Source organism: Paraburkholderia sp. BL6665CI2N2 (assembly GCF_004366535.1).
Classification (GTDB): Bacteria; Pseudomonadota; Gammaproteobacteria; order Burkholderiales; family Burkholderiaceae; genus Paraburkholderia.
In genome coordinates this window covers 2,764,473-2,783,863 of the sequence record NZ_SORC01000001.1, presented here as the reverse complement: position 1 = coordinate 2,783,863, position 19,391 = coordinate 2,764,473, and the positions used below count along the sequence as shown (strand labels likewise).

Below are 19,391 nucleotides of genomic sequence, written 5' to 3'. Positions count from 1 at the left end.
TCAATGCGGCGCGCGCGCGGCGATCAGTTTGCACGCGTGCGGTGGCAATTCCGCGAGCACCGGCGTGCCGAGCGCGAGCCCCGGCGTTTCGCGCGGCGTGGTGGCGGCCGTCAACGTGAAGCCGGCGCAGTCGATGGTCGCTTCGAGCGACGCACCCACGTCGCGGATAAACGTCACAGTGCCTAGCAGCCGGTTCGGACCCGCCGCGTCGGACGCCGCTTTCACGCACACGTCTTCCGGGCGGATCAGCAGACGGATATCGCTGCTCGACTCCGGCACGCGGGCCGGTTGCGCGACGCTGATGCGCCGCCCGCCCGGCAAGCTCACGACGCCTGCTCCGTCGTAGGTGACCGGCAGGATATTGCCGAGGCCGATGAAGTCGGCGACAAACTCGCTGACCGGATCGCGATAAATATCGAGCGGCTTGCCGACCTGGGCAATCCGGCCTTTTTCCATCACGACGATTTCGTCGGCCATTGTCATCGCTTCGCGCTGGTCGTGCGTGACCATGATCGTGGTGATGCCGAGGCGCTGCTGCAGCAGGCGGATTTCCACCTGCATCGCTTCACGCAGCTTGGCGTCGAGGGCGGAGAGCGGCTCGTCGAGCAGCAGCAGTTTCGGCTGCGATGCGATCGCGCGCGCAATCGCCACGCGCTGGCGCTGGCCGCCGGAGAGTTGCGTGACCGGCCGGTTCGCCATGTGCGGCAACTGGATCAGTTCCAGCAATTCCGCCAGGCGGCCGGTCTGCTGGTCCTTCGCGGTCTTGCGCAACTTCAGCGGATACGCGATGTTCTGCGCGACCGTCATGTGCGGAAACAGCGCGAGCGACTGAAACACCATGCCGAAGTCGCGCTGGTTCGCGGGCAGTCGCGTGATGTCGCGCCCGGCGAAATGGATCGTGCCCGAGGTCGGCGTTTCCAGCCCGGCGATCAGGCGCAGCAGCGTGGTCTTGCCGCAGCCGGACGGACCGAGAAAGCACACCAGCTTGCCGTCGGGCACGCTCAGATCGACATTGTCGACGGCATGCGCCGCACCGAAACGCCGGGTCACGGCCTGCAACGTTAAATGGGTCATCGAATGCTCCAGCAATCAAGCGCTACAAGCGCGTCCGTTCACAAGGCAACGCCTTCGTCGCCGATCAGCTTTTCGAGCAGCCAGATCAGCGCGAAGTCGATCGCGACGATGAACACGGCGAAACAGAACACGGTCGGATCGAGCGACGACACCGTGCGGCTATAGAGCCACACCGGCAGCGTCATCGTATCGATGCCGTAGAGGAAGAACGTGACCGTGAATTCGTTGAACGAGATGATGAAGGCGAACAGCATGCCGGCGAGTATGCCGGGGCGCATCAGCGGCAGGATTACGTCGATAAGCGCACGGCCGGGACTCGCGCCCATCACGCAGGCGGCCTCTTCGAACTCAGGACCGATCGAGGCGACCGACGCCGCGCAATTCTTCACGGTGAACGGCAGCGCGAGTATCACGTGCGCGATGATCAGGCGGAACACGCCGAGTTCGACCGGCAGCACGTTGAACACCAGCAGCAGCGACAGGCCGAGCATCACGAGCGGATAGACGAGCGGCAACGCGACCAGTTGTTCGACCGCGGGCTTGCCGCGAAAGCGGTAGCGGCTCAGCGCATAAGCGGCGGGCACCGAGACCAGCGTGGCGATCACCATGGTGGACAGCGCGACGATCAGGCTCGTGCTCAAGGCGGCGCCCATCGAGAGCGAGTCGCTCGCGTCCGGCGACGCGAAGCTGTGCCACGCGGCGCGATACCAGTGCAGGCCGTAGGCGTGCGGCGGGAATTCGAGCGTGTCGGCCGCGCTGAACGACATGGTGATCATCGTGAGGATCGGCAGCGCGGCGAGGAACAGCACGATCGCCGCGAGCAGGGCGGTCGCTTTGCCTAACTGGCCGGGCATGACGGCCGTTAGTCGTGGAGAGCGTGGCGAGCTTGGCATACGCGGCGGCGCGGTTTGAACAGGCGTGCTCATGCGTGCGGCTCCTCGGCAAGTTTTTGCGTGCGGCGCACGAGGCGCTGCGACAGCGCCATCACCGTCAACGTGGCGATCATCAATACGACACCCGACGCGGAGGCCGCCGGCCAGTTCAGCAAGGGCGCGACCTGATCGTGGACCAGCACGGCGAGCATCGGCACGCGGCGTCCGCCGAGCAGGAGCGGCACGGCAAACGCGCTCGCGTTGTACGCGAACACGAGCAGCGCGCCGGATACGAGGCCGGGCATCGCCAAAGGCAATAGCACGTGACGCAGCGTTTGCCAGCGTGTCGCGCCGAGCGTGGCGGCGGCTTCTTCGTAGGAACTCGAGACCGCGCGCATCGCGCTCGAGAGCGGCAGCACGGCGAGCGGAAACGCCGTCTGGATCAGTCCGAGCAGCACGCCGTTTTCGCGGTACAGCCACATCAACGGACGTTGCACAAGGCCGCTGCCGAGCAGCGCGTGATTGAGCAGACCGGCCGGCCCGAGAATGATCAGCCAGCCATAGCCTTGCAGCAGCAGATTGACGAGCAGCGGCAGCAGCACGCCGGCAAGCAGAAGCCGCCGTGCGAGCCGCGACTTCGTGCGCGCCATCGCCAGTGCTACCGGAATCGCCAGCAGCACCGCGCAAATCATGCTCTGGAACGCGAGCTTCAATGTGAGCCACAACGACTTCAGGAAGTAGCCGTCAAGCAGGTCCGCGTAGTTTTGCAGCGTGAAGCCGTGCCACTCGTTGCCCTGCGTGCCGAAGCTCATGCGCAGCACGACCAGCGCCGCCGCGCCGAGGATGGCGAGAAACAGCAGGATCGGCGCGAGCAGCAGCCACGGCCGCGCCTTTGCCAGCGCGGTGGCGGCAGGCGTGTCCGGTCCGAGACCGGACGCACCCGCCGCCGGGTCCGAGGCCGGACCGGACGAAGTAACACGCCGGGAGAAGCGTGCGAGCATTGTCGTCATGCCGCGAAGATTTCGGTGTAACGCTTGATCCACGCCGGCTGCACCACGGCGAGCGCCTTGTCGTCATGCAGCACGGCTTTCTCGGCGATCTGCTGCGGGCTCGGCACGAACGCGCGGCTTTCGGCGGGAATCACCGCTTTCGAATTCACCGGGCCGTTCAGCACGTCGGCGGCCATGCGGCCTTGCACGCCGGCGTCGAGCGAATGGTTGATGAAGGCGTGGATCAGATCGCTGTCACCCGGATGCGACTTGGGGATTACAGTGAACATCAGTTGCGTGGCGAAGCCTTCCTTCATGCCGTAGGTCACGCCCATCTTGTACTCGGGCTTGCGGATCTGGTCGGGGAAGAACGCCGGCGAATAGATGCCGCCGATATCGAGCGAGCCGGTGCGGAACAGATCGGCCACCTGATTTGGATTCTCGCCGAGCGTCATCACGCGATCTTTCAACTGCATCAGTTTCTTGAAGCCCGGCTCGATGTTCTGCTGCGAGCCGCCGTTCATCTTCGCGGCGATGATCGCGAGGTCCACCGCTTCGGCCCACTCGGGCGGCGGCAGGAACAGGCGTCCGGCGTACTTGGGGTCCCACAATGCTTCGTACGATGCCGGCGCGGTCTTGACCGTCGACGTGTTGTAGATCAAGCCGTCCGACCACAGCAGATAGCCGACGCCGAAGCCGTTCGCGCCCGTGCGGTACTGCGGCGCGACGTCTTTCAGGTTCGGCAGTTTGTCCAGATCGGGCTTCATCAGCAGACCGGCGTCGCCGAGACCCGACGCGCCGACGCCGGCCAGGGTGATGACGTCGTAGGTCGGGCGATCGCCCGCGGCCTTGACCTTTGCAACCATGCCGGAGGTGCCGTCGGCGCGGTCGGCGATCACTTTGGCGCCGGTTTTCGCGGTGAAGGTGGCGGCGATATTGCGCAACGCGGCCGCGCCCGTGTCGTCCGACCAGGTCAACAGGCGCAGCGTCTTGCCGCTGAAGTTGTGTTCCTGCGCGCGCAGGTTGATGAACGGCATGGGCAAGGTGGATGCCGCAAGTGCGGCGCCGAGCGTCTTGATGGCCTGCCTTCTACCCCGTTTGATCTCTTGCATGGCGGTCTCCTGTGTTGAACGCCTTGTTGCCCGATGATGCCGCTGTGATTGCCGCCGCCGCCTCGCTGATTGGCGTTGTCCGCCTGCGCTGCGTGTTGAAGCACTCTAGGTTTGCCAAAATCCATCAACAAACGAAATATGCGCATGGACGGTATGACATAAGCTCATGCGGCGGCCGTCGCGCGATTGCGATGGCGCATGCCGGTCAGACGGCGAGAGCGCCGAGGCAGTAGCGCATGCGGGTTAACGTCCATATTTCGTCGACGCTTTAAGCCCTTCAGGAGGTATGAGGAAAGCTCGGTTCTGGTGCGATCATGGACGCGCGTTGCCCTGTGACGGTGCATGGCGGCTTGCCGGGCCGCGCGGTTTGACGGCGGCATGAGCCGAATGCATGAGGGCGCGTAGCACGATCCTCGTGCGGAGATTTGTGATCGCGTATCCTGTAGGCCCGTGCGCGGCATCCGGGCGGCATGCGACGAGTCGCGCCGCCACGCACACGCAATGACTTTTCCTGATCGTACTGGACACTCACGATGCGACGCCTACCGCCGCTGAACGCGCTGCAGATTTTCGAAACCGTGGCGCGGCATCGCAGTTTCACGCGTGCCGCCGATCACTTATGCCTGACGCAGGGCGCGGTCAGCCGGCAAATCATCGCGCTCGAGGATTACTACAAGTTTCCGCTCTTCAAGCGCCATGCGAAAGGCCTGACGCTCACCGCCGAAGGGGAACTGCTGCTGCCGGCCGTCAAGGAAAGCTTCGCGCGCATCGAGGAGATTTCGCTGCGTCTCACACGGCAGCGCACCGATCTCGCGCTGAAAGTGCCGACCTGCGTGATGCGCTGGATGTTGCCGAAGATCATGCGCTTCCAGGCCGAGTATCCCGAACTGCACGTGCAGATCACGACCACATGGCAGCACGACGTCGATTTCCAGCTCGAACCGTTCGACGCCGCGATCATCTACGGTTCGTCGCCGGGGGCGGGCGTGCAGGCGGTGCCGTTGTTCGAGGAACGTCTGACGCCCGTTTGCGCGCCCGATCTGCTGAAAGACAAGCCGCTTGCCGAGGTGGCCGACCTCGCGCGCCATACGCTGCTGCATCCCACCCGCGATCATCGCGACTGGAAGATGTGGCTCGCCAAGGTGACCGAGATCGATGCCGCAAAGGGCGCGGCGATCGACGCCGGGCACGGCCCGAGTTTCGATACGCTCGATATGGCGACCAACGCCGCGCTGCAAGGCTTCGGCGTGGCGATCAGCGACCTCGCGCTGATCGACGAGGACGTGGCGGCCAAGCGTCTGGTGCGGCCGTTCGATACGGTGCTCAAGACCGGTTGGCGTTATTACTTCGTTTATCCGGACTCGGTCGCGCATCAGCAGAAGCTGAATCTGTTCCGCGACTGGATCGCGACGCACTGGGAAGAGTAGGCGGGCGGCGTCGGGCCGCCGGCCCGATGCTTTCTTTAAGGATCAGGCCTTCACGCTCAAGGCGCGAACGATAGAAACAGATACGCCGCGAACAGCGACAGATGCACCGCGCCTTGAAGAATCGTCGTGCGGCCCGAGCTGAGCGTGAGCGTGCCGACAATCAGCGTGAGAACGAGCAGCACGGTTTCCTTGCCGTCGATGCCGAGCACCAGCGGCTGCGCGGTATACAGGAAGACGCAGGCGACAGTCGGAATGGTCAGGCCGATACTGGCCAGCGCCGAGCCGAGCGCGAGATTCAGGCTGTTCTGCAGCCGGTCGGCGCGCGCCGCGCGCACGGCGGCCAGCCCTTCAGGCAGCAGCACCAGCGCGGCGATCACAATGCCGACCACGGCGGCCGGCGCGCCCGCATTCTGGACCGCGGTTTCGACCACCGGCGAGAGCACTTTCGCCAGCAACACCACCGCGACGAGGCACACCAGCAGTAAACCGCCGGCCGCGAGCGCCTCGCCGGCGCTCGGCGGCGCGGCGTGAACGTCCTCATCCGGCGTGGCAGCCAGGAAGTAATCGCGATGGCGTACGGTTTGCACGAACACGAACACGCCGTACAGCACCAGCGACGACACCCCGGCAAACGCCAACTGTGAAGGCGACAGGACCGGACCGACGCGGGTGGTCGTGTAGTTCGGCATGACCAGCGTCAGCACGGACAGGGACGCCAGCACAGCCAGTGCCGCAGCGGCGCCGCGGCTTTGAAAATCCTGCTCGCGATGGCGAATGCCGCCCACCAGCAGGCAAATCCCGACAATGCCATTGCAGACGATCATGACCGCGGCGAAAACCGTGTCGCGCGCGAGGCCGGCTTTTTCTGGACCGGAAGTGAGCATGACCGAGACGATCAGTGCGACTTCGATCACGGTGACGGCCACCGCCAGCACCAAGGTGCCGAACGGTTCGCCGACGCGATGCGCGACCACTTCCGCGTGATGCACGGCGGTGAAGACCGCCGCGCACAACGCCACGCCCACCAGAACGAGCAGCAGTCCATTGCCCGGCATGGCATACGAGATGCCGAGAACGATCCACGCGATAAATGGCGCGGCAATGGTCCAGCGGGGCAGAACGATTGCGGGCGTGGTCATTCGGGCTTCCTTTTTAACGCTTGTCGGGAACGGCCCGGCGGGGCCGAATGGCTTCCGCCGTGGGCTTGAAGCGAGCGCGCATGTTCATGGAACTTCTAAGCAACACGGTCTAACGTATTAAATTATAAAGGATAATTGTTCGTGCAAGAGGCTTTGTCGATTTTCAGGGCCGCATGACGACGGCGTCATCCGGCATGCTGTAGCGCAAACGGCGACTGCTGGCGAAAGGGATTGGGTCACGCAGAATTGCGCGGACAACGCGCGGCGGACGCTGGCTGGTGCGTGGTTAACGCGGCGGCGATGGCGACCGGTATGCATTGAGGTTCCGCTGGCTGAACGCGGGATGCAGGGCAAAGCTCGGTGTGCCGAGCATATTACGGGTGCGCAACGCCCGGCGAAACTGCGCGAAACCGCTCCGGTGCCGCCAATGCCCCGCGAGAAGGCATTGGCGTCCGGCTACATTGCTACAGCACGTTCACTCGATTACTGGCCGACCGGGCGAATGGTCAGCGCGTTCTTGACTGACGTCACGCCTGCCACGCCTTGTGCAGCCTGGGTGGCCAGATCGACCTGCGGTTGTTCGGGCACGGAGCCGGCCAGCGTCACTGCGCCGCCGCGTGCGCGTACGGTGATGTTCGCCACGCTCAGGCCCTTCGTCTTCGACAGGGCCGAACGGACCTTGCGTCCCAAAGCGCGGTCGGCCGCTTTGGTCTGCTTGGCCGTCGGCGCTGCCGCTGCCGGGGCTGAGGCGTCGCTGCTCTGTGCGTACACGTTGAGGGACGCGAGGACGATCAGCGCGCCGCCGATCATCTTGATTGCCGGGAATGCTTTCATTCAACTCTCTCCTATTGTCATGGGTACAACCGCCCCCGAATGAGGCAGTGCGCTACACCAGCAGGTACATCGGGATCAAAACTGAATGGAACGGTGCTGCGGACGTGCGAATGCTTTCTATCTGTGCTGATTCGGGCGGGCCGAAACACACGCGAGCCGGCAAAGGCTGTGCTGCAGGCCGGAAACACACGATACTCCAATTAGTGCCATGGTGATGCCGGCGCTGCACAGAAGTGAGGTTTTGGTACAACGAATGGGCCGATGAAAACTGGCCGATGGCGCGCAATCGCTGGAACCGAGGCGCGCATCGCGTCATTGAGGCTCGGGCGGTGGGCCGATCGCACGCATTTCATGCCGTCCGCATTTCTGTTCAGCTCCACGCCACGCGCTTTAAAAATAAGGCCTGACGCATGCGCAAACATCAACTCCCCATCGTGCCATTGTTTCGTGACGATTTACCGCTGGATACCGTCGAACTCGCGCGTTTCATGATCGGCAAATACCTCGTGCATGATTTGCCCGAAGGCCGCATGAGCGGGCGAATCGTCGAAACCGAGGCGTATCCGCTTGGCGATTCGACCAGTCATGCATTCATGGGCCGTCGGCCGCATAACGGTTCGATGTTTCTCGCGCCGGGGCACGCGTATGTGCGCCTGACTTACGGGCTGTCGTACATGCTGAATATGTCCGCCGAAGCAGAGGAAGTCGGCGCCGGCATTCTGCTGCGCGCGATCGAGCCGCTCGAAGGCCTGCCGTTGATCGAAGTGCGGCGCCCCGGCGTGCCGCTGCGCGACCTCGCGCGCGGGCCCGGCCGGCTCACGATGGCGTTCGGCATCGGCCCTTCGTTCGACGGCTGGGATCTATGCTCGGGGCAGGGCTTGTGGATCGGCGTCATCGAGCGGGGCGAAGTGCCGCTCGGTGTGACGACGCGCATTGGCTTGTCGCGCGAAATGCATCAGCCGCTCAGATTCTTTGAACCCGGCAGCGCCTTTGTCAGCGGGCCGCGCAAGCTCCTGCTGCCCCAGTCCGCTGCGCCCAAAGGGGCGTAAATTTGCCCGGCAATGCCGCGTGAGACGATAGAAGACGCCCGGATCAGACGTAGTTTGCAAACTTCAGACACAAAGGGTTACGATCCCGACAATTATTACGCCGACGATGCGATTTGAATCGGGGCTGACGGTAATTTCCGGACCATTTTTGCGATTCGAACAATTATCTATCTCACAATCAAGGGTTTTCCCTTGACGATCTGATGACTAGACTGGATTCACTCGCTTCTCACATGGTGTGGCAAGCGTCGCAAATAAAACCAGGTCTGGAGGTAAATCATCATGAAATCGCTTATCAAGGCAGTCGCCATTGCAGCCGTTCTCGCCGCTCCGATCGCTTCGTTCGCTCAAGCGAGCCAGCAACCGGTGACCCGCGCGGAAGTTCGCGCCGATCTGATCCGGGTTGAGCAAGCGGGTTATAACCCGGGCGCGTCGAACGATCCGACTTATCCGGCGGATATTCAGGCTGCTGAACAGCGCGTCCAGGCGCAAAACCCGGCTGTCGCGCAGACGCAGGAACCGGTCGCCGATACCAGCGGCTACGGTGGCGCGAAGAGTGGTTCGTCGCAAGCCGGTGGCGTGGTTCAACCGACGTCGGGCCCGAGGTCGGTGTACTTCGGTAATTAAGCGAGGTAGGCGGGCAAGCGGATTCGGCGCTCAGTGGCCAGCTTGGCCGGCCGGGCGCCGAAGGGCACGGAGCCACGCGGATCATTAGAGCCGTGCTCCGACGCGCAGTTTGTTGCCTGAAATCGAATTTGAAACCGCAGCAAGCAATTCGAAGTTGAGAGCAACAGCGTGCGCGGCCCGTCACGGCGGGCATGGCTGCGAACGTTAAATTGCTTGAGCGCGCCTCGCGCCAGTTGCGTCGCGAGCGCAGCAAGACCGCCGTGCCGCGCGATTCGCGCGTGTCACGGCCGACCCATCAAGGAACCTCCGCTGCCGCAAGGTAGCTTCGCCCAACCGGTTGACCGATTGGGCTTTTTTGCGCGTCCGGTTCCTCGGCGTGGGCTGTGCGTCAGGGCCGCTCGCCGTGAATATAGAACTCGAGCTGTTGAATGGTGAACTGCTGTTCGGCGATGATGTTCTTCACCAGGTCGCCGATCGATACCATGCCGACCAGCCGGTCATTCTCGATCACCGGCAAGTGGCGCATGCGCCGCTCCGTCATCAGGGCCATGCAGTCGTCGGTGGTCTGATCGGGACGCACGAAGCGCACCGCCTTGCTCATGATGTCGCGCACCGGCGTGGCCTTCGACGAACGGTCCATCAGCACGACCTTGCGCGCATAATCGCGCTCAGTGACGATTCCGGCGATGCTGTCGCCGTCTGTCACGACCAGCGCGCCGATGCCCTTTTCGGCCATCAGCTTGATTGCCTCATAGACCGAATCGTCGGCCCCGACAGTAAAAACGGTGGTGTTGTTCGGTTTCGTTTTAAGAAGCTGTGCGACGCTTGTCATGGAGCGGCTCCGTTTCGCAGTGCAGCACGCCGGCGCGGCGCGCTGTCGTGAGGGACAGGCCATTCCAGTATAGGCGTGACGCGGCACCGAGGTACTTCGGGAATACCTGTGGCGCGGCGGCCGTTTAACTCGAGTAGCGTCGCGACGCGACGGCGGTTCCGTGCTCCATGCAAGGGCATGCGGGTGCCCGACGCCGATTAGCGGTAAACTCCCAGTCCGTATCTTATTCCCGGTTTGATCGGGTTCATGTCAGCACCATTGTCTAACGCCATGCTCACGTCTCACGATCCGTCGCCCGCAGTAGACGGCGCACCCAACGGCGAATGCGTCATTCTCGACGCCACCGCCACGCTGCCCACGCGCTACGGCACGTTCACTTCCTACGTGTTCCGCGTATGCGAAAGCGGCGCCGAACATCTCGCGCTCGTGATGGGCGACGTCGCCAATCAGTCGTCCGTGTTGACGCGCCTGCATTCCGAATGCCTCACCGGCGACGTGCTCGGCTCGTACCGCTGCGACTGCGGCGAACAGCTCGACCTCGCGCTGCGCTACATCGCGGCGGAAGGCTGCGGCGTGCTGCTGTATCTGCGCGGCCACGAAGGGCGCGGCATTGGCCTGTCGAACAAGATTCGCGCATACGCGCTGCAGGAGCAAGGGCGTGACACGGTCGAAGCCAATCTCGATCTCGGCTTGCCGGACGACTCGCGCGAATACGATTCGGCAGCGGGCATTCTGCGCACGCTGAAGGTCACGTCGGTGCGTCTGATGAGCAACAATCCGGAGAAGTTCGACACGCTGTCCAAGCACGGCATTCCGGTGTGCGAGCGGGTCGCGCTGGCGATTCCGATGCGCGAGGAAAACGAGCGCTATATCCGCACCAAGCAGGTGAAGTTCGGTCACTACTTCGACGAGAACGAGTAGCGCGAATCCGGAATCGGTCTGCGGTCTCTCAAGGCGAGCCAAAACAGTCCGCAAGCGGTTGAAAATGAAACGGAAAGTGTCCGTGCTGGCCGCTCCGGCCGGCACATCGACGCTCGTCTCCGTGTGTCTGAACTTGCAACGTAGGCGTAGGTTTTCCCCGCGTTGCCAAGGAAAACTACGCCGCGTGCCGCAGCTAAGCTGCCAGCGGCGATCACATGACCTTTGATGGATTTCCCGGACTGCGCTTGCAAGCGCCTACGAACCGGAAATCGTGAACGTATCGCTGCAATTTTCGCTATGGAGAACACGGAGATTACGGAAGAAATCGAAAATCGCACAGGATCCTAATCGCCCGCGCTTCCCTGCAACGCGTTGATCCGCTCACGATCTTCCACGCGCCACCCGCACACCGCTAGAAACGCCTGGTTATCCGAACGAAATAGCCGAGGCAGTCCTCGGTCATTTCCAGCCTGGAATCATTGGTATCTCTAACCAACCAGCCTACGACAGAGAACGGCGCGTGTGGTTCACGAAACTGTCACATCACCCGGAAAAGATTGCCGCAACATATCCGGAGTGCGAAGTTTCTACGGCAGGCGAGCCGATTCCAGTGAACGTCCCGAAGTATCCGAAGGTCGCCGAGACGTTAAAGAAAATCGCGAAGCCTGCTTGCCTTCTATGACTTCCCGGCCGACCACTGCCAGCATTTGCGAACGACGGATGCGATCGAGTGGAGGCTGGTGACGGTGCGCCATCGTACGACGCATATGCGCAACTGCGTGTCATGACCACCTTCCTTAGTCTCGCATTCAAGCTGATCGAGGATGCCGGAACACCTGGCGCCGCATCAACGGGCCCGAACAGATCAAGCTGTTGCTGAAGTGCAGCGCCTTCAAGGACGGCGAGACAGTGCAAAGCGATCAACCGGTTCAGCAGAAACCGTGCCGCTTGACGTCGCCGGCTATCAACTGCCCGTACGCCAGCCTTGTCCTTATCTCGCGAAGCCACACGGGGAGCCGACAATTCACGGCGCGCAGTTCTTCATCCATGACGACGCAAGTTTACAAACATTCAGGGACATAGCTTCCTGCCGCTAATTTGTTCGGCTCTCCTAAGATCACCTAGGAACATCCTATAAAGCTCCTATACTCCCTCTGAACCACGCACGTTCATTCATTGCCGCGGCGGAAGCGAAGGCCGACGAGATCGGTCACGCCATGTCTTCCCGGTAAAGAGAGATGCCGCCGGCGAAGATCATCACGCGGCCTCGGCTGGACGTATCGATCCCGAAGCTATCCCCACCGCCCCAGCGAGTTTCGCGACGGTTCGCGCCGTCGCGGGTAGCCGCTTGGGTCGGCAGGATCAGGCAATCGTCGAAGTGGGCACCGCTTTGTTCGCTGCGCGCAAGCAGCGCGTGGCGGCCGCCGGAATCGCGCGCGTCTGCGCGCACAACAGCTCACACACCCAACACGGAGAAATATCATGGCTGCGAGTGGCAATCGCGTTGTAACGTTCATGGGTCCCATGAAGATGGAGTTGCAGACTTTCGACTACCCGAAGCTCGTCACACCGACAGGCAAGAAAGCCAATCACGGCGCCATCCTCAAGATCGTGACGACGAATATCTGCGGCAGCGACCAGCACATCTACCACGGCCGCTTTGCCGCGCCCAAGGGAATGGTGATGGGACATGAGATGACCGGGGAAGTCATCGAGGTCGGGCCGGACGTCGAGTTCATCAAGGTGGGCGACATATGTTCGGTCCCGTTCAACGTCTCTTGCGGGCGCTGCCGCAATTGCAAGGAGCGGCATACCGATGTCTGCATGAACGTCAACGACACCGTCGATTGCGGCGCCTATGGTTTCAATCTCGGCGGCTGGCAGGGCGGTCAGTCCGACTACCTCATGGTGCCTTACGCCGATTGGAACCTGCTGTCGTTCCCGGACAAGGACCAGGCGATGGAGAAGATCCGCGATCTCACACTATTGTCGGACATCCTGCCGACCGGCTTTCACGGTCTGATGGAAGCCGGGGCCAAGGTGGGTTCCACGGTCTATATCGCCGGGGCAGGGCCCGTGGGCCGGTGTGCCGCGGCGGGCGCCCGCCTGATCGGCGCGTCCTGCATCATCGTGGCCGATACGAACCGGGCCAGGCTGGACCTGCTGAAAAATAATGGTTGCGAGGTGGTCGATCTCACCAGCGACACGCCGGTGCCCGACCAGATCGAAGCGATCCTGGGCAAGCGCGAGGTGGATTGCGGCGTGGATTGCGTCGGGCTCGAGGCGCACGGCTCGGGTCCGGAGGCGAACAGCGAGCACTCCGAGGCAGTAATCAACACGCTTATCGAAGTGGTGCGGGCCGGTGGAGCAATGGGCATTCCCGGCATCTATACCGACGCCGACCCAAAGGCCAGCACCGATCTGACGAAGAAGGGCAAGCTTCCGATAGACTTCGGCAAGGCCTGGATCAAATCGCCGAAACTAACGGCGGGCCAGGCACCGATCATGCACTACAACCGCGACCTGATGATGGCGATCCTGTGGGATCGGATGCCCTATCTTGGCGCCATGCTGAACACCGAGATCATCACGCTGGAGCAGGCCCCTGACGCCTATAAGACGTTCAGCGACGGCTCGCCGAAGAAATTCGTCATCGATCCGCACGGCAGCGTGAAGAAAGCCGCATAGAGCCTGCAGACGATACGGGGCGCTCGACTGCTCCTCTCCTTTAGGCACCCCCATCCGTCACATGAGGCGCGTGAGATAAGCGAACGGGTCATCGTCTCGCGAGGGCGCCGGAGATAGATCAGCAACATCACGCTGGAACATCAAGCAGGAAGTCGCAGCAAGCAATCGCGGCGTCGTCTATAGGAGGTCCGGGCAAAGTCGCCGTCGAGACCCTCCCGGCCCCGCAATGCCGGACCCCGTTCGCGCGCAAGCTCGATCACGGGGTCATCCTGAAAGTCTATTGGACCCTCATCATTGGAGATCGGAACATGACGAATGACACTCTCAAGGGACTGAAGATCGCGATCCTGATCGAGGAAGGATTTGAGCAGGTCGAATTGGTCGAGCCTCGTCAGGCGCTCGACGAGGCCGGCGCCGAGACGCGCATCGTCTCGCCCAGGGATAAGCACGTGCGCGCCTGGAACTTCACTAAATGGGGAGACGAGTTCCCGGTCGACCTCGCCCTCGACCAGGCCAAGCCGCAAGATTTCGACGCGCTCCTCCTGCCGGGCGGCGTCTTGAACCCGGATGTGCTTCGGACGGAGCCGAAAGCGGTGGCTTTCGCAAAGGCTTTTTTCGACGACGGCAAACCGGTGGCAGCGATCTGCCACGGCCCGTGGACCATCATCGAGACCGGCGCGGCGCGCGGCCGGCGCATGACCTCGTGGGCATCGCTCAAAACCGACCTTAAGAATGCCGGAGCGGACTGGGTGGATCAGGAGGTCGTCGTCGACCAAAACCTGGTTACGAGCCGCAGCCCCGACGATATTCCCGCATTCAATCGGGAAATGATCAAGCTGTTCAGCACTGCGCGCGGGCGGCGTCACGCTGCTTGATATCGCAGGGAGCGCAAGCGAGAACATGGAAGGGCGCCGGTTCGATTCCACGATGCGCGATGTCGCGGTAATCGGCGTGATGGCCCGACATTCTATTGGCGAATCGTTGGAGAGCAGACGCACATGAAAACAGTAGTCGTCGCAGGCGCGGTCGGAGTCGTTGGACGCGGTGTACTTGCACACTATGAGAGCGAGGACGTCAATCTGGTCGCTGTTTCCCGGCGTGCACCTGATTTCCCGACGCGCGCCAGGCATTTGGGGGTTGACCTATTGGACAGAGAATCCTGCGAGGCGTTGCTTGCACAAGTGCCGGAAGCGACGCATCTCGTGTTCGCAGCCTATCAGGAGAAGCCGACGCCTGCGGAACTGGTCGAGGTGAATTTGCGAATGCTGAAGAACATGGTGGAGGTCATGGAGAAGCACGCGCCGAACCTGCGGCACATCACGCTGATGCAAGGAGGCAAGGCGTACGGCGTGCATATCGGCCCGATCCCGTCGCCCGCGAAGGAGAGCGACCCGCGCCATATGCCGCCGAACTTCTATTACGACCAGGAAGATTTTCTTCGGGAAAGTTCACGCGGCAAATCATGGTCCTGGACTGCACTTCGTCCCGAGGGCGTCGCAGGCGTTGCCGTGGGCAATCCCATGAATCTGCTGATGGTGATTGCTGTCTATGGAACGGTGGCGAAGGCCCTGGGCGTTCCAATGTCATTTCCCGGCCCACGCCCCGCGTACGACGCGCTCTATCAAATTACCGATACTCGAATTCTCGCGAACGCTGTCGATTGGGCGGGCGAGACCGACGCATGCCGAGGCGAGGTCTACAACATCACGAATGGCGACTACTTCAGGTGGTCTCGCGTCTGGCCGCGACTGGCGGAGTTTTTTGATGTGCCGGTCGGTGAGCCGTTCCCCATGTCGTTAGAGCAGATGATGGCCGACAAGGCAGAACTATGGAATAGCCTGGTCGGGAAGCACAACCTTCGAGACTACCCGTACGAGCAAATCGTGTCGTGGAGGTTTGGCGACATGATTTTCAAAACGACCTTCGACAACATCACCAGCACGATAAAGGCGCGCAAGCATGGCTTCCACGATTGCATCGATTCAGAAGAAATGTATATAGAGATGCTGACGGACCTCAGGGAGCAGCGCTACATTCCGTGAGGTCAGCGACGCAGGACGACGTGCTGTCGTGGACGGCCTTCATACCTTGCCTTCCTCAATATAACGGTCAGTTTCGGCGAGTACATGCTACATGCACCGCGTCGCGATGCTGTCGGACGCGAGAGAAAATCCGCCACCTCTATGTATTCCATAATCGTATAGAAGAGTGGTTATTCTTCATTTTCAAGATATGTCAATCGCCGCTAGTATTCAGACTCCTGGTCGCGCCGCGTGGCGCGCCAGGGGCGGCCGGCGCCCGTAGCCCGCCGCGCCGGGCCGATGCGTAAGCGCCGGTTCAACCATTCATTGTGCGCAGCGACGTCGACGGCGAGGCGAGCGTCTGCGAGGAGACCCGAACGTGAAAATGACCTTTCGCTGGTACGGCGACACCGACCCCGTGCCGCTTGCTTATATCCGCCAGATCCCCGGCATGGTGGGGGTCGTCTCGGCGGTCTACGACGTGCCTGTGGGCGACGTGTGGCCGATCGACAAGATCCTGGCGCTGAAAGTGAAGGTAGAGGCTCACGGGTTGACACTGGAAGTAATCGAAAGCGTGCCGGTGCACGAGGACATCAAGCTCGGCAAACCGACGCGCGACTCGCTCATCGCCAACTACGGCCAGACGCTGCGTAACCTCGGCGCCTGCGGTGTGAAGGTGGTCTGCTACAACTTCATGCCGGTGTTCGACTGGACCCGCACCTCGCTGGAAATGCCGCTGCCCGATGGATCGACGACGCTCGCGTTCGACACGCAAGCGATCCGCGGACTCGACGTCAGCCAGGGGATCCAGTTGCCCGGCTGGGACGCGAGCTATCGGCCCGAGCAATTGAAAGCCCTGTTGCGTGACTACGAAGCGCTTGACGAAGCCGGTCTGTGGGCCAACCTCGACTACTTCCTGCGAGCGATCATTCCGGTGGCCAAAGAAGCCGGCATCAAGATGGCGATCCACCCCGACGATCCGCCGCGGCCGATTTTCGGGCTGCCACGCATCGTCAAGAATCGCGCGGACCTGCAGCGCGTGCTGGCTATCGTCGACGATCCCGCTAACGGCCTGACGCTGTGTTCGGGGTCGCTGGGCGCCGACCTGCAAAACGATATTCCGGCACTCGTGCGCGAGTTCGGCGCGCGTGGCCGGATCCATTTTGCACACCTGCGTAACGTGCAAGTCAATACGGCGGGCGACTTTCATGAGACCTCGCATCGCTCGGCCGATGGCTCGCTCGACATGGCGGAAATCGTCAAAGCCTACTTCGAAACCGGCTTCGAAGGCTATGCAAGGCCGGACCATGGACGAATGATCTGGGGCGAAACGGGCCGCGCCGGCTACGGGCTATTCGACCGCGCGCTAGGCGCGGTCTACCTGAACGGCATCTGGGAAGGCCTCGCCAAACATACGGGCGATCATGCGGCTGAGTAATGCTGCCCTCGCAACGCTAGCCGCGCGTTCCGCCGGCGAAGTCGTCGTTCCTGCCTACGATCGCGCAAGCCTTGCACCGGGCATTGTCCATCTGGGTCTCGGGGCGTTTCATCGTGCGCATCAGGCGGTGTACACCGAGCACACGTTGCGCGCTGGCGATCACCGTTGGGGCATCGTCGGCGTGTCGTTGCGGCGTGCGGATACGTCGGAGGCGCTCACTCCGCAGGATCATCTGTATGCGGTGGACGTGCGCGACGGCACCGCGGATTCGTTCCAGGTGATCGGTGCGCTGATGACTTCGCTGGTCGCGCCGCAGTCGCCCGCCGCCGTCCTCGATGCGATGACCGATCCGCGCTGCCATATCGTCAGTTTGACGATCACCGAGAAAGGTTATTGCCGCAATCCGGCGAGTGGCGCATTGCAATTCGATCATCCCGACATCGCTCATGATCTGCGCGAGGCCGCCGCGCCGCGTAGTGCGATCGGCTTCGTCGTACGCGCGCTGGCGTTGCGCCGCGCGGCCGGTTTGGGCCCGTTTACCGTGCTGTCGTGCGACAACCTGCCGTCCAATGGCGACACGATGCGCGCGTTGACGCTGGCGTTCGCGCGCGAAGCGGATCCTGCGCTGGCCGACTGGATCGAGCAAAAGGGCGCATTTCCCAACACGATGGTGGATCGGATCGTGCCGCTTACCACCGACGCCGATCGCACGCGCGTAGCGAAGCAACTCGGTGCCGAGGACGCGTGGCCGGTGATGACCGAGCCATTTTCGCAGTGGGTGATCGAAGACCGCTTCGCGGGGCCGCGGCCGGCGTGGGAGCACGCAGGCGCGACACTCGTGGATGACGCGCGTCCCTATGAACAGGCCAAATTGCGGATGTTGAACGGCGCGCATTCGGCGCTCGCCTACCTCGGGTCGTTGATCGGCTATGACACCGTCGATCAGGCGATCGGCGCACCGGCGGTGCTGAACTTCGTCGAAAGCATGTTGCGCGACGAGGTGGAGCCGACGCTGTCGCGACCCGCTTTGGCTACCTATCGCGCTGAACTGTTCACGCGTTTTCGGAACACCGCGCTCGATCACCGCTTGCAGCAGATCGCGACCGATGGCTCACAGAAACTGCCGCAGCGCTGGCTGGAAAGCGTGCGCGCCAACCTGAAAAGCGGCGCGCCGACCGAACGTCTCGCCTTTGCGCTGGCCGGCTGGATCGCGTACCTCGGCGGCGTGGACGAGACAGGCCGCACCTACGCGATCGCGGATCCGCTCGCCGACACACTGACCGACGCGGTCCGCTCGACCTTGCTCGCGGACGCAGTCGATGCGGTACGAACACTGCTCGGAATCGAGTCGATCTTTGGTTGCGATCTGCGCGCGCACCCGCGTTTCGTCGCGCAAGTCGGACGCCATCTGGATGCGATTCGCGCGCAGGGCGTCGTCGAAGCGATGAACGCTTTACCGCTTCAAGCCATTCACATAGCCGCAACGACCGCCGCTTTCTGACGGTCGGCAATCCTGAACAAATGGAGGAAGACATGAGCGACCTGCTCGTCAAACCGTCAATGCCTGCCGAAGACGGTCAGATCATCCATATCACGCCGGCGAACGCCGGCTGGAAATACGTCGGCTTCGACGTGTTCGACCTGAAGCCTGGCGCGACCGTTACTCGTGAGACGGGCGATCGCGAAGTCGTGGTCGTGCTCGTAAAGGGGCACGCAACGGCTGGTTGTGAAGGGCTCGCGAGCCGCGCAATAGGGGCGCGGCTCTCGCCATTCGATGGCGCGCCGTGGTCCATGTACGTGCCACCGCATACGCGCTACACGATCGTGGCCGTGGACGATGTCGAACTCGGCATCTGTTCCGCGCCCGCGAAGGGCGGCTTGCCGCCGCGCTTCATTGCACCTGATGAGGTCAAGCAGGAAACCCGCGGCGCGGGCGCCAATCTGCGTCACGTGCGCCACATCCTGCCGGAAACCGAGCCGGCGGAAAGCTTGCTGGTGGTGGAATCCGTGACGCCGGCGGGCAACTGGTCGAGCTATCCGCCGCATCGCCACGATACCGACGATGGCGAGCAGCAGACCTATCTCGAGGAAACCTATTACCATCGCGTCTCGCCGCCGCAGGGCTTCGCGATTCAGCGCGTCTACACCGACGACCGCAGTCTGGACGAAACGCTCGCGGCGTACGACAAGCATGTCGTGCTGGTGCCGCGCGGCTATCATCCGGTTGCCGCGGCGCACGGCTACGACCTCTATTACCTGAATGTGATGGCGGGTCCGCGTCGCACCTGGCACGTACACAACGAGCCGGCGCATGAATGGTTGCTACAGCCAGGCGCAAGCGCCGCGGTGGGCGGCGCGCGCTGAGTCT

Annotated in this window: 18 protein-coding genes and 1 pseudogene; 11 read left to right on the top strand and 8 right to left on the bottom strand. The window is 62.5% G+C overall.

All coding sequences use genetic code 11. From position 1 onward, the window contains the following. Genes B0G81_RS12380 through B0G81_RS12365 form a run of 4 tightly spaced genes read right to left on the bottom strand, consistent with a single transcriptional unit; the run spans position 1 to position 4,047 of the window. Positions 1 to 1,074 (bottom strand): ABC transporter ATP-binding protein, encoded by a 1,074-nt coding sequence (locus tag B0G81_RS12380; protein ID WP_134135780.1) that lies wholly within the window; start codon positions 1,072 to 1,074, stop codon positions 1 to 3. 38 nt (positions 1,075 to 1,112) lie between these two features. After that, positions 1,113 to 2,000 carry an ABC transporter permease gene (locus tag B0G81_RS12375; RefSeq protein WP_134135778.1) on the bottom strand — a complete coding sequence of 296 codons (888 nt, stop codon included), beginning with the start codon at positions 1,998 to 2,000 and terminating at the stop codon, positions 1,113 to 1,115. Continuing rightward, complete coding sequence (locus B0G81_RS12370) at positions 1,997 to 2,956, bottom strand: ABC transporter permease (protein WP_116121580.1); 960 nt, start codon at positions 2,954 to 2,956, stop codon at positions 1,997 to 1,999. Before B0G81_RS12370 ends, B0G81_RS12375 begins: the two co-directional genes overlap by 4 nt. Then, the gene (locus tag B0G81_RS12365; protein WP_121310470.1) at positions 2,953 to 4,047 is read right to left on the bottom strand and encodes an extracellular solute-binding protein; all 1,095 of its coding nucleotides are present in this window, start codon (positions 4,045 to 4,047) and stop codon (positions 2,953 to 2,955) included. The genes B0G81_RS12370 and B0G81_RS12365 overlap by 4 nt, the downstream gene beginning before the upstream one ends. Before the next feature lie 533 nt (positions 4,048 to 4,580). On the opposite strand from B0G81_RS12365, the gene B0G81_RS12360 reads away from it, so the two are divergent. After that, positions 4,581 to 5,474, top strand: a complete 894-nt coding sequence (locus B0G81_RS12360) for a LysR substrate-binding domain-containing protein (protein WP_134135775.1) — start codon at positions 4,581 to 4,583, stop codon at positions 5,472 to 5,474. Positions 5,475 to 5,530: 56 nt separating this feature from the next. Here B0G81_RS12360 and B0G81_RS12355 read toward each other — a convergent pair whose 3' ends face one another. Further along, positions 5,531 to 6,613, bottom strand: coding sequence for an ionic transporter y4hA (locus tag B0G81_RS12355; protein ID WP_134135772.1), 1,083 nt, complete (start codon positions 6,611 to 6,613; stop codon positions 5,531 to 5,533). Between the two features lie 483 nt (positions 6,614 to 7,096). After that, the gene (locus B0G81_RS12350) at positions 7,097 to 7,447 is read right to left on the bottom strand and encodes a BON domain-containing protein (RefSeq protein WP_106277811.1); all 351 of its coding nucleotides are present in this window, start codon (positions 7,445 to 7,447) and stop codon (positions 7,097 to 7,099) included. A 410-nt stretch (positions 7,448 to 7,857) separates the two neighbouring features. On the opposite strand from B0G81_RS12350, the gene B0G81_RS12345 reads away from it, so the two are divergent. Then, positions 7,858 to 8,496, top strand: coding sequence for a DNA-3-methyladenine glycosylase (locus B0G81_RS12345; RefSeq protein ID WP_134135768.1), 639 nt, complete (start codon positions 7,858 to 7,860; stop codon positions 8,494 to 8,496). A 282-nt stretch (positions 8,497 to 8,778) separates the two neighbouring features. Continuing rightward, positions 8,779 to 9,123, top strand: coding sequence for a DUF4148 domain-containing protein (locus B0G81_RS12340; RefSeq protein ID WP_116121576.1), 345 nt, complete (start codon positions 8,779 to 8,781; stop codon positions 9,121 to 9,123). Positions 9,124 to 9,511: 388 nt separating this feature from the next. On the opposite strand, the gene B0G81_RS12335 is transcribed toward B0G81_RS12340, so the two are convergent. Continuing rightward, positions 9,512 to 9,955, bottom strand: a complete 444-nt coding sequence (locus B0G81_RS12335) for a CBS domain-containing protein (protein WP_012426849.1) — start codon at positions 9,953 to 9,955, stop codon at positions 9,512 to 9,514. 270 nt (positions 9,956 to 10,225) lie between these two features. On the opposite strand from B0G81_RS12335, the gene ribA reads away from it, so the two are divergent. Continuing rightward, positions 10,226 to 10,876, top strand: a complete 651-nt coding sequence (gene ribA / locus B0G81_RS12330; protein ID WP_116121574.1) for a GTP cyclohydrolase II — start codon at positions 10,226 to 10,228, stop codon at positions 10,874 to 10,876. Between the two features lie 665 nt (positions 10,877 to 11,541). Then, positions 11,542 to 11,705 (top strand): annotated as a pseudogene (locus B0G81_RS44590) (IS256 family transposase); the annotation flags it as partial. Positions 11,706 to 12,086: 381 nt separating this feature from the next. Here B0G81_RS44590 and B0G81_RS12320 read toward each other — a convergent pair. Next, positions 12,087 to 12,326 (bottom strand): hypothetical protein, encoded by a 240-nt coding sequence (locus B0G81_RS12320; protein ID WP_134135765.1) that lies wholly within the window; start codon positions 12,324 to 12,326, stop codon positions 12,087 to 12,089. 32 nt (positions 12,327 to 12,358) lie between these two features. On the opposite strand from B0G81_RS12320, the gene B0G81_RS12315 reads away from it, so the two are divergent. The 6 genes from B0G81_RS12315 to iolB all read left to right on the top strand — a co-directional run bounded on the left by B0G81_RS12315 (position 12,359) and on the right by iolB (position 19,387). Continuing rightward, positions 12,359 to 13,564, top strand: a complete 1,206-nt coding sequence (locus B0G81_RS12315; protein WP_208328529.1) for an alcohol dehydrogenase catalytic domain-containing protein — start codon at positions 12,359 to 12,361, stop codon at positions 13,562 to 13,564. A 308-nt stretch (positions 13,565 to 13,872) separates the two neighbouring features. Then, a complete protein-coding gene (locus tag B0G81_RS12310; RefSeq protein ID WP_134135763.1) occupies positions 13,873 to 14,439 on the top strand; it encodes a type 1 glutamine amidotransferase domain-containing protein in 567 nt (188 codons plus the stop codon). Between the two features lie 123 nt (positions 14,440 to 14,562). Beyond that, positions 14,563 to 15,606, top strand: coding sequence for an SDR family oxidoreductase (locus B0G81_RS12305; RefSeq protein ID WP_134135761.1), 1,044 nt, complete (start codon positions 14,563 to 14,565; stop codon positions 15,604 to 15,606). Positions 15,607 to 15,970: 364 nt separating this feature from the next. After that, a complete protein-coding gene (uxuA, locus tag B0G81_RS12300; protein ID WP_134143090.1) occupies positions 15,971 to 17,023 on the top strand; it encodes a mannonate dehydratase in 1,053 nt (350 codons plus the stop codon). Further along, on the top strand, positions 17,010 to 18,524 hold the full coding sequence (locus B0G81_RS12295) for a mannitol dehydrogenase family protein (RefSeq protein ID WP_134135757.1): 1,515 nt from the start codon (positions 17,010 to 17,012) through the stop codon (positions 18,522 to 18,524). Before uxuA ends, B0G81_RS12295 begins: the two co-directional genes overlap by 14 nt. A gap of 32 nt (positions 18,525 to 18,556) precedes the next feature. Next, entirely contained in the window at positions 18,557 to 19,387 is an 831-nt protein-coding gene (gene iolB / locus B0G81_RS12290; RefSeq protein ID WP_134135752.1) for a 5-deoxy-glucuronate isomerase, read from the top strand. Positions 19,388 to 19,391: the final 4 nt, after the last annotated feature.

Bases quoted from the DNA above. Each gene is read 5' to 3' on its own strand.
- B0G81_RS12380 (WP_134135780.1), bottom strand. From the start codon at position 1,074: ATGACCCATTTAACGTTGCAGGCCGTGACCCGGCGTTTCGGTGCGGCG.
- B0G81_RS12375 (WP_134135778.1), bottom strand. From the start codon at position 2,000: ATGAGCACGCCTGTTCAAACCGCGCCGCCGCGTATGCCAAGCTCGCCA.
- B0G81_RS12370 (WP_116121580.1), bottom strand. From the start codon at position 2,956: ATGACGACAATGCTCGCACGCTTCTCCCGGCGTGTTACTTCGTCCGGT.
- B0G81_RS12365 (WP_121310470.1), bottom strand. From the start codon at position 4,047: ATGCAAGAGATCAAACGGGGTAGAAGGCAGGCCATCAAGACGCTCGGC.
- B0G81_RS12360 (WP_134135775.1), top strand. From the start codon at position 4,581: ATGCGACGCCTACCGCCGCTGAACGCGCTGCAGATTTTCGAAACCGTG.
- B0G81_RS12355 (WP_134135772.1), bottom strand. From the start codon at position 6,613: ATGACCACGCCCGCAATCGTTCTGCCCCGCTGGACCATTGCCGCGCCA.
- B0G81_RS12350 (WP_106277811.1), bottom strand. From the start codon at position 7,447: ATGAAAGCATTCCCGGCAATCAAGATGATCGGCGGCGCGCTGATCGTC.
- B0G81_RS12345 (WP_134135768.1), top strand. From the start codon at position 7,858: ATGCGCAAACATCAACTCCCCATCGTGCCATTGTTTCGTGACGATTTA.
- B0G81_RS12340 (WP_116121576.1), top strand. From the start codon at position 8,779: ATGAAATCGCTTATCAAGGCAGTCGCCATTGCAGCCGTTCTCGCCGCT.
- B0G81_RS12335 (WP_012426849.1), bottom strand. From the start codon at position 9,955: ATGACAAGCGTCGCACAGCTTCTTAAAACGAAACCGAACAACACCACC.
- ribA (WP_116121574.1), top strand. From the start codon at position 10,226: ATGCTCACGTCTCACGATCCGTCGCCCGCAGTAGACGGCGCACCCAAC.
- B0G81_RS12315 (WP_208328529.1), top strand. From the start codon at position 12,359: ATGGCTGCGAGTGGCAATCGCGTTGTAACGTTCATGGGTCCCATGAAG.
- B0G81_RS12310 (WP_134135763.1), top strand. From the start codon at position 13,873: ATGACGAATGACACTCTCAAGGGACTGAAGATCGCGATCCTGATCGAG.
- B0G81_RS12305 (WP_134135761.1), top strand. From the start codon at position 14,563: ATGAAAACAGTAGTCGTCGCAGGCGCGGTCGGAGTCGTTGGACGCGGT.
- uxuA (WP_134143090.1), top strand. From the start codon at position 15,971: ATGACCTTTCGCTGGTACGGCGACACCGACCCCGTGCCGCTTGCTTAT.
- B0G81_RS12295 (WP_134135757.1), top strand. From the start codon at position 17,010: ATGCGGCTGAGTAATGCTGCCCTCGCAACGCTAGCCGCGCGTTCCGCC.
- iolB (WP_134135752.1), top strand. From the start codon at position 18,557: ATGAGCGACCTGCTCGTCAAACCGTCAATGCCTGCCGAAGACGGTCAG.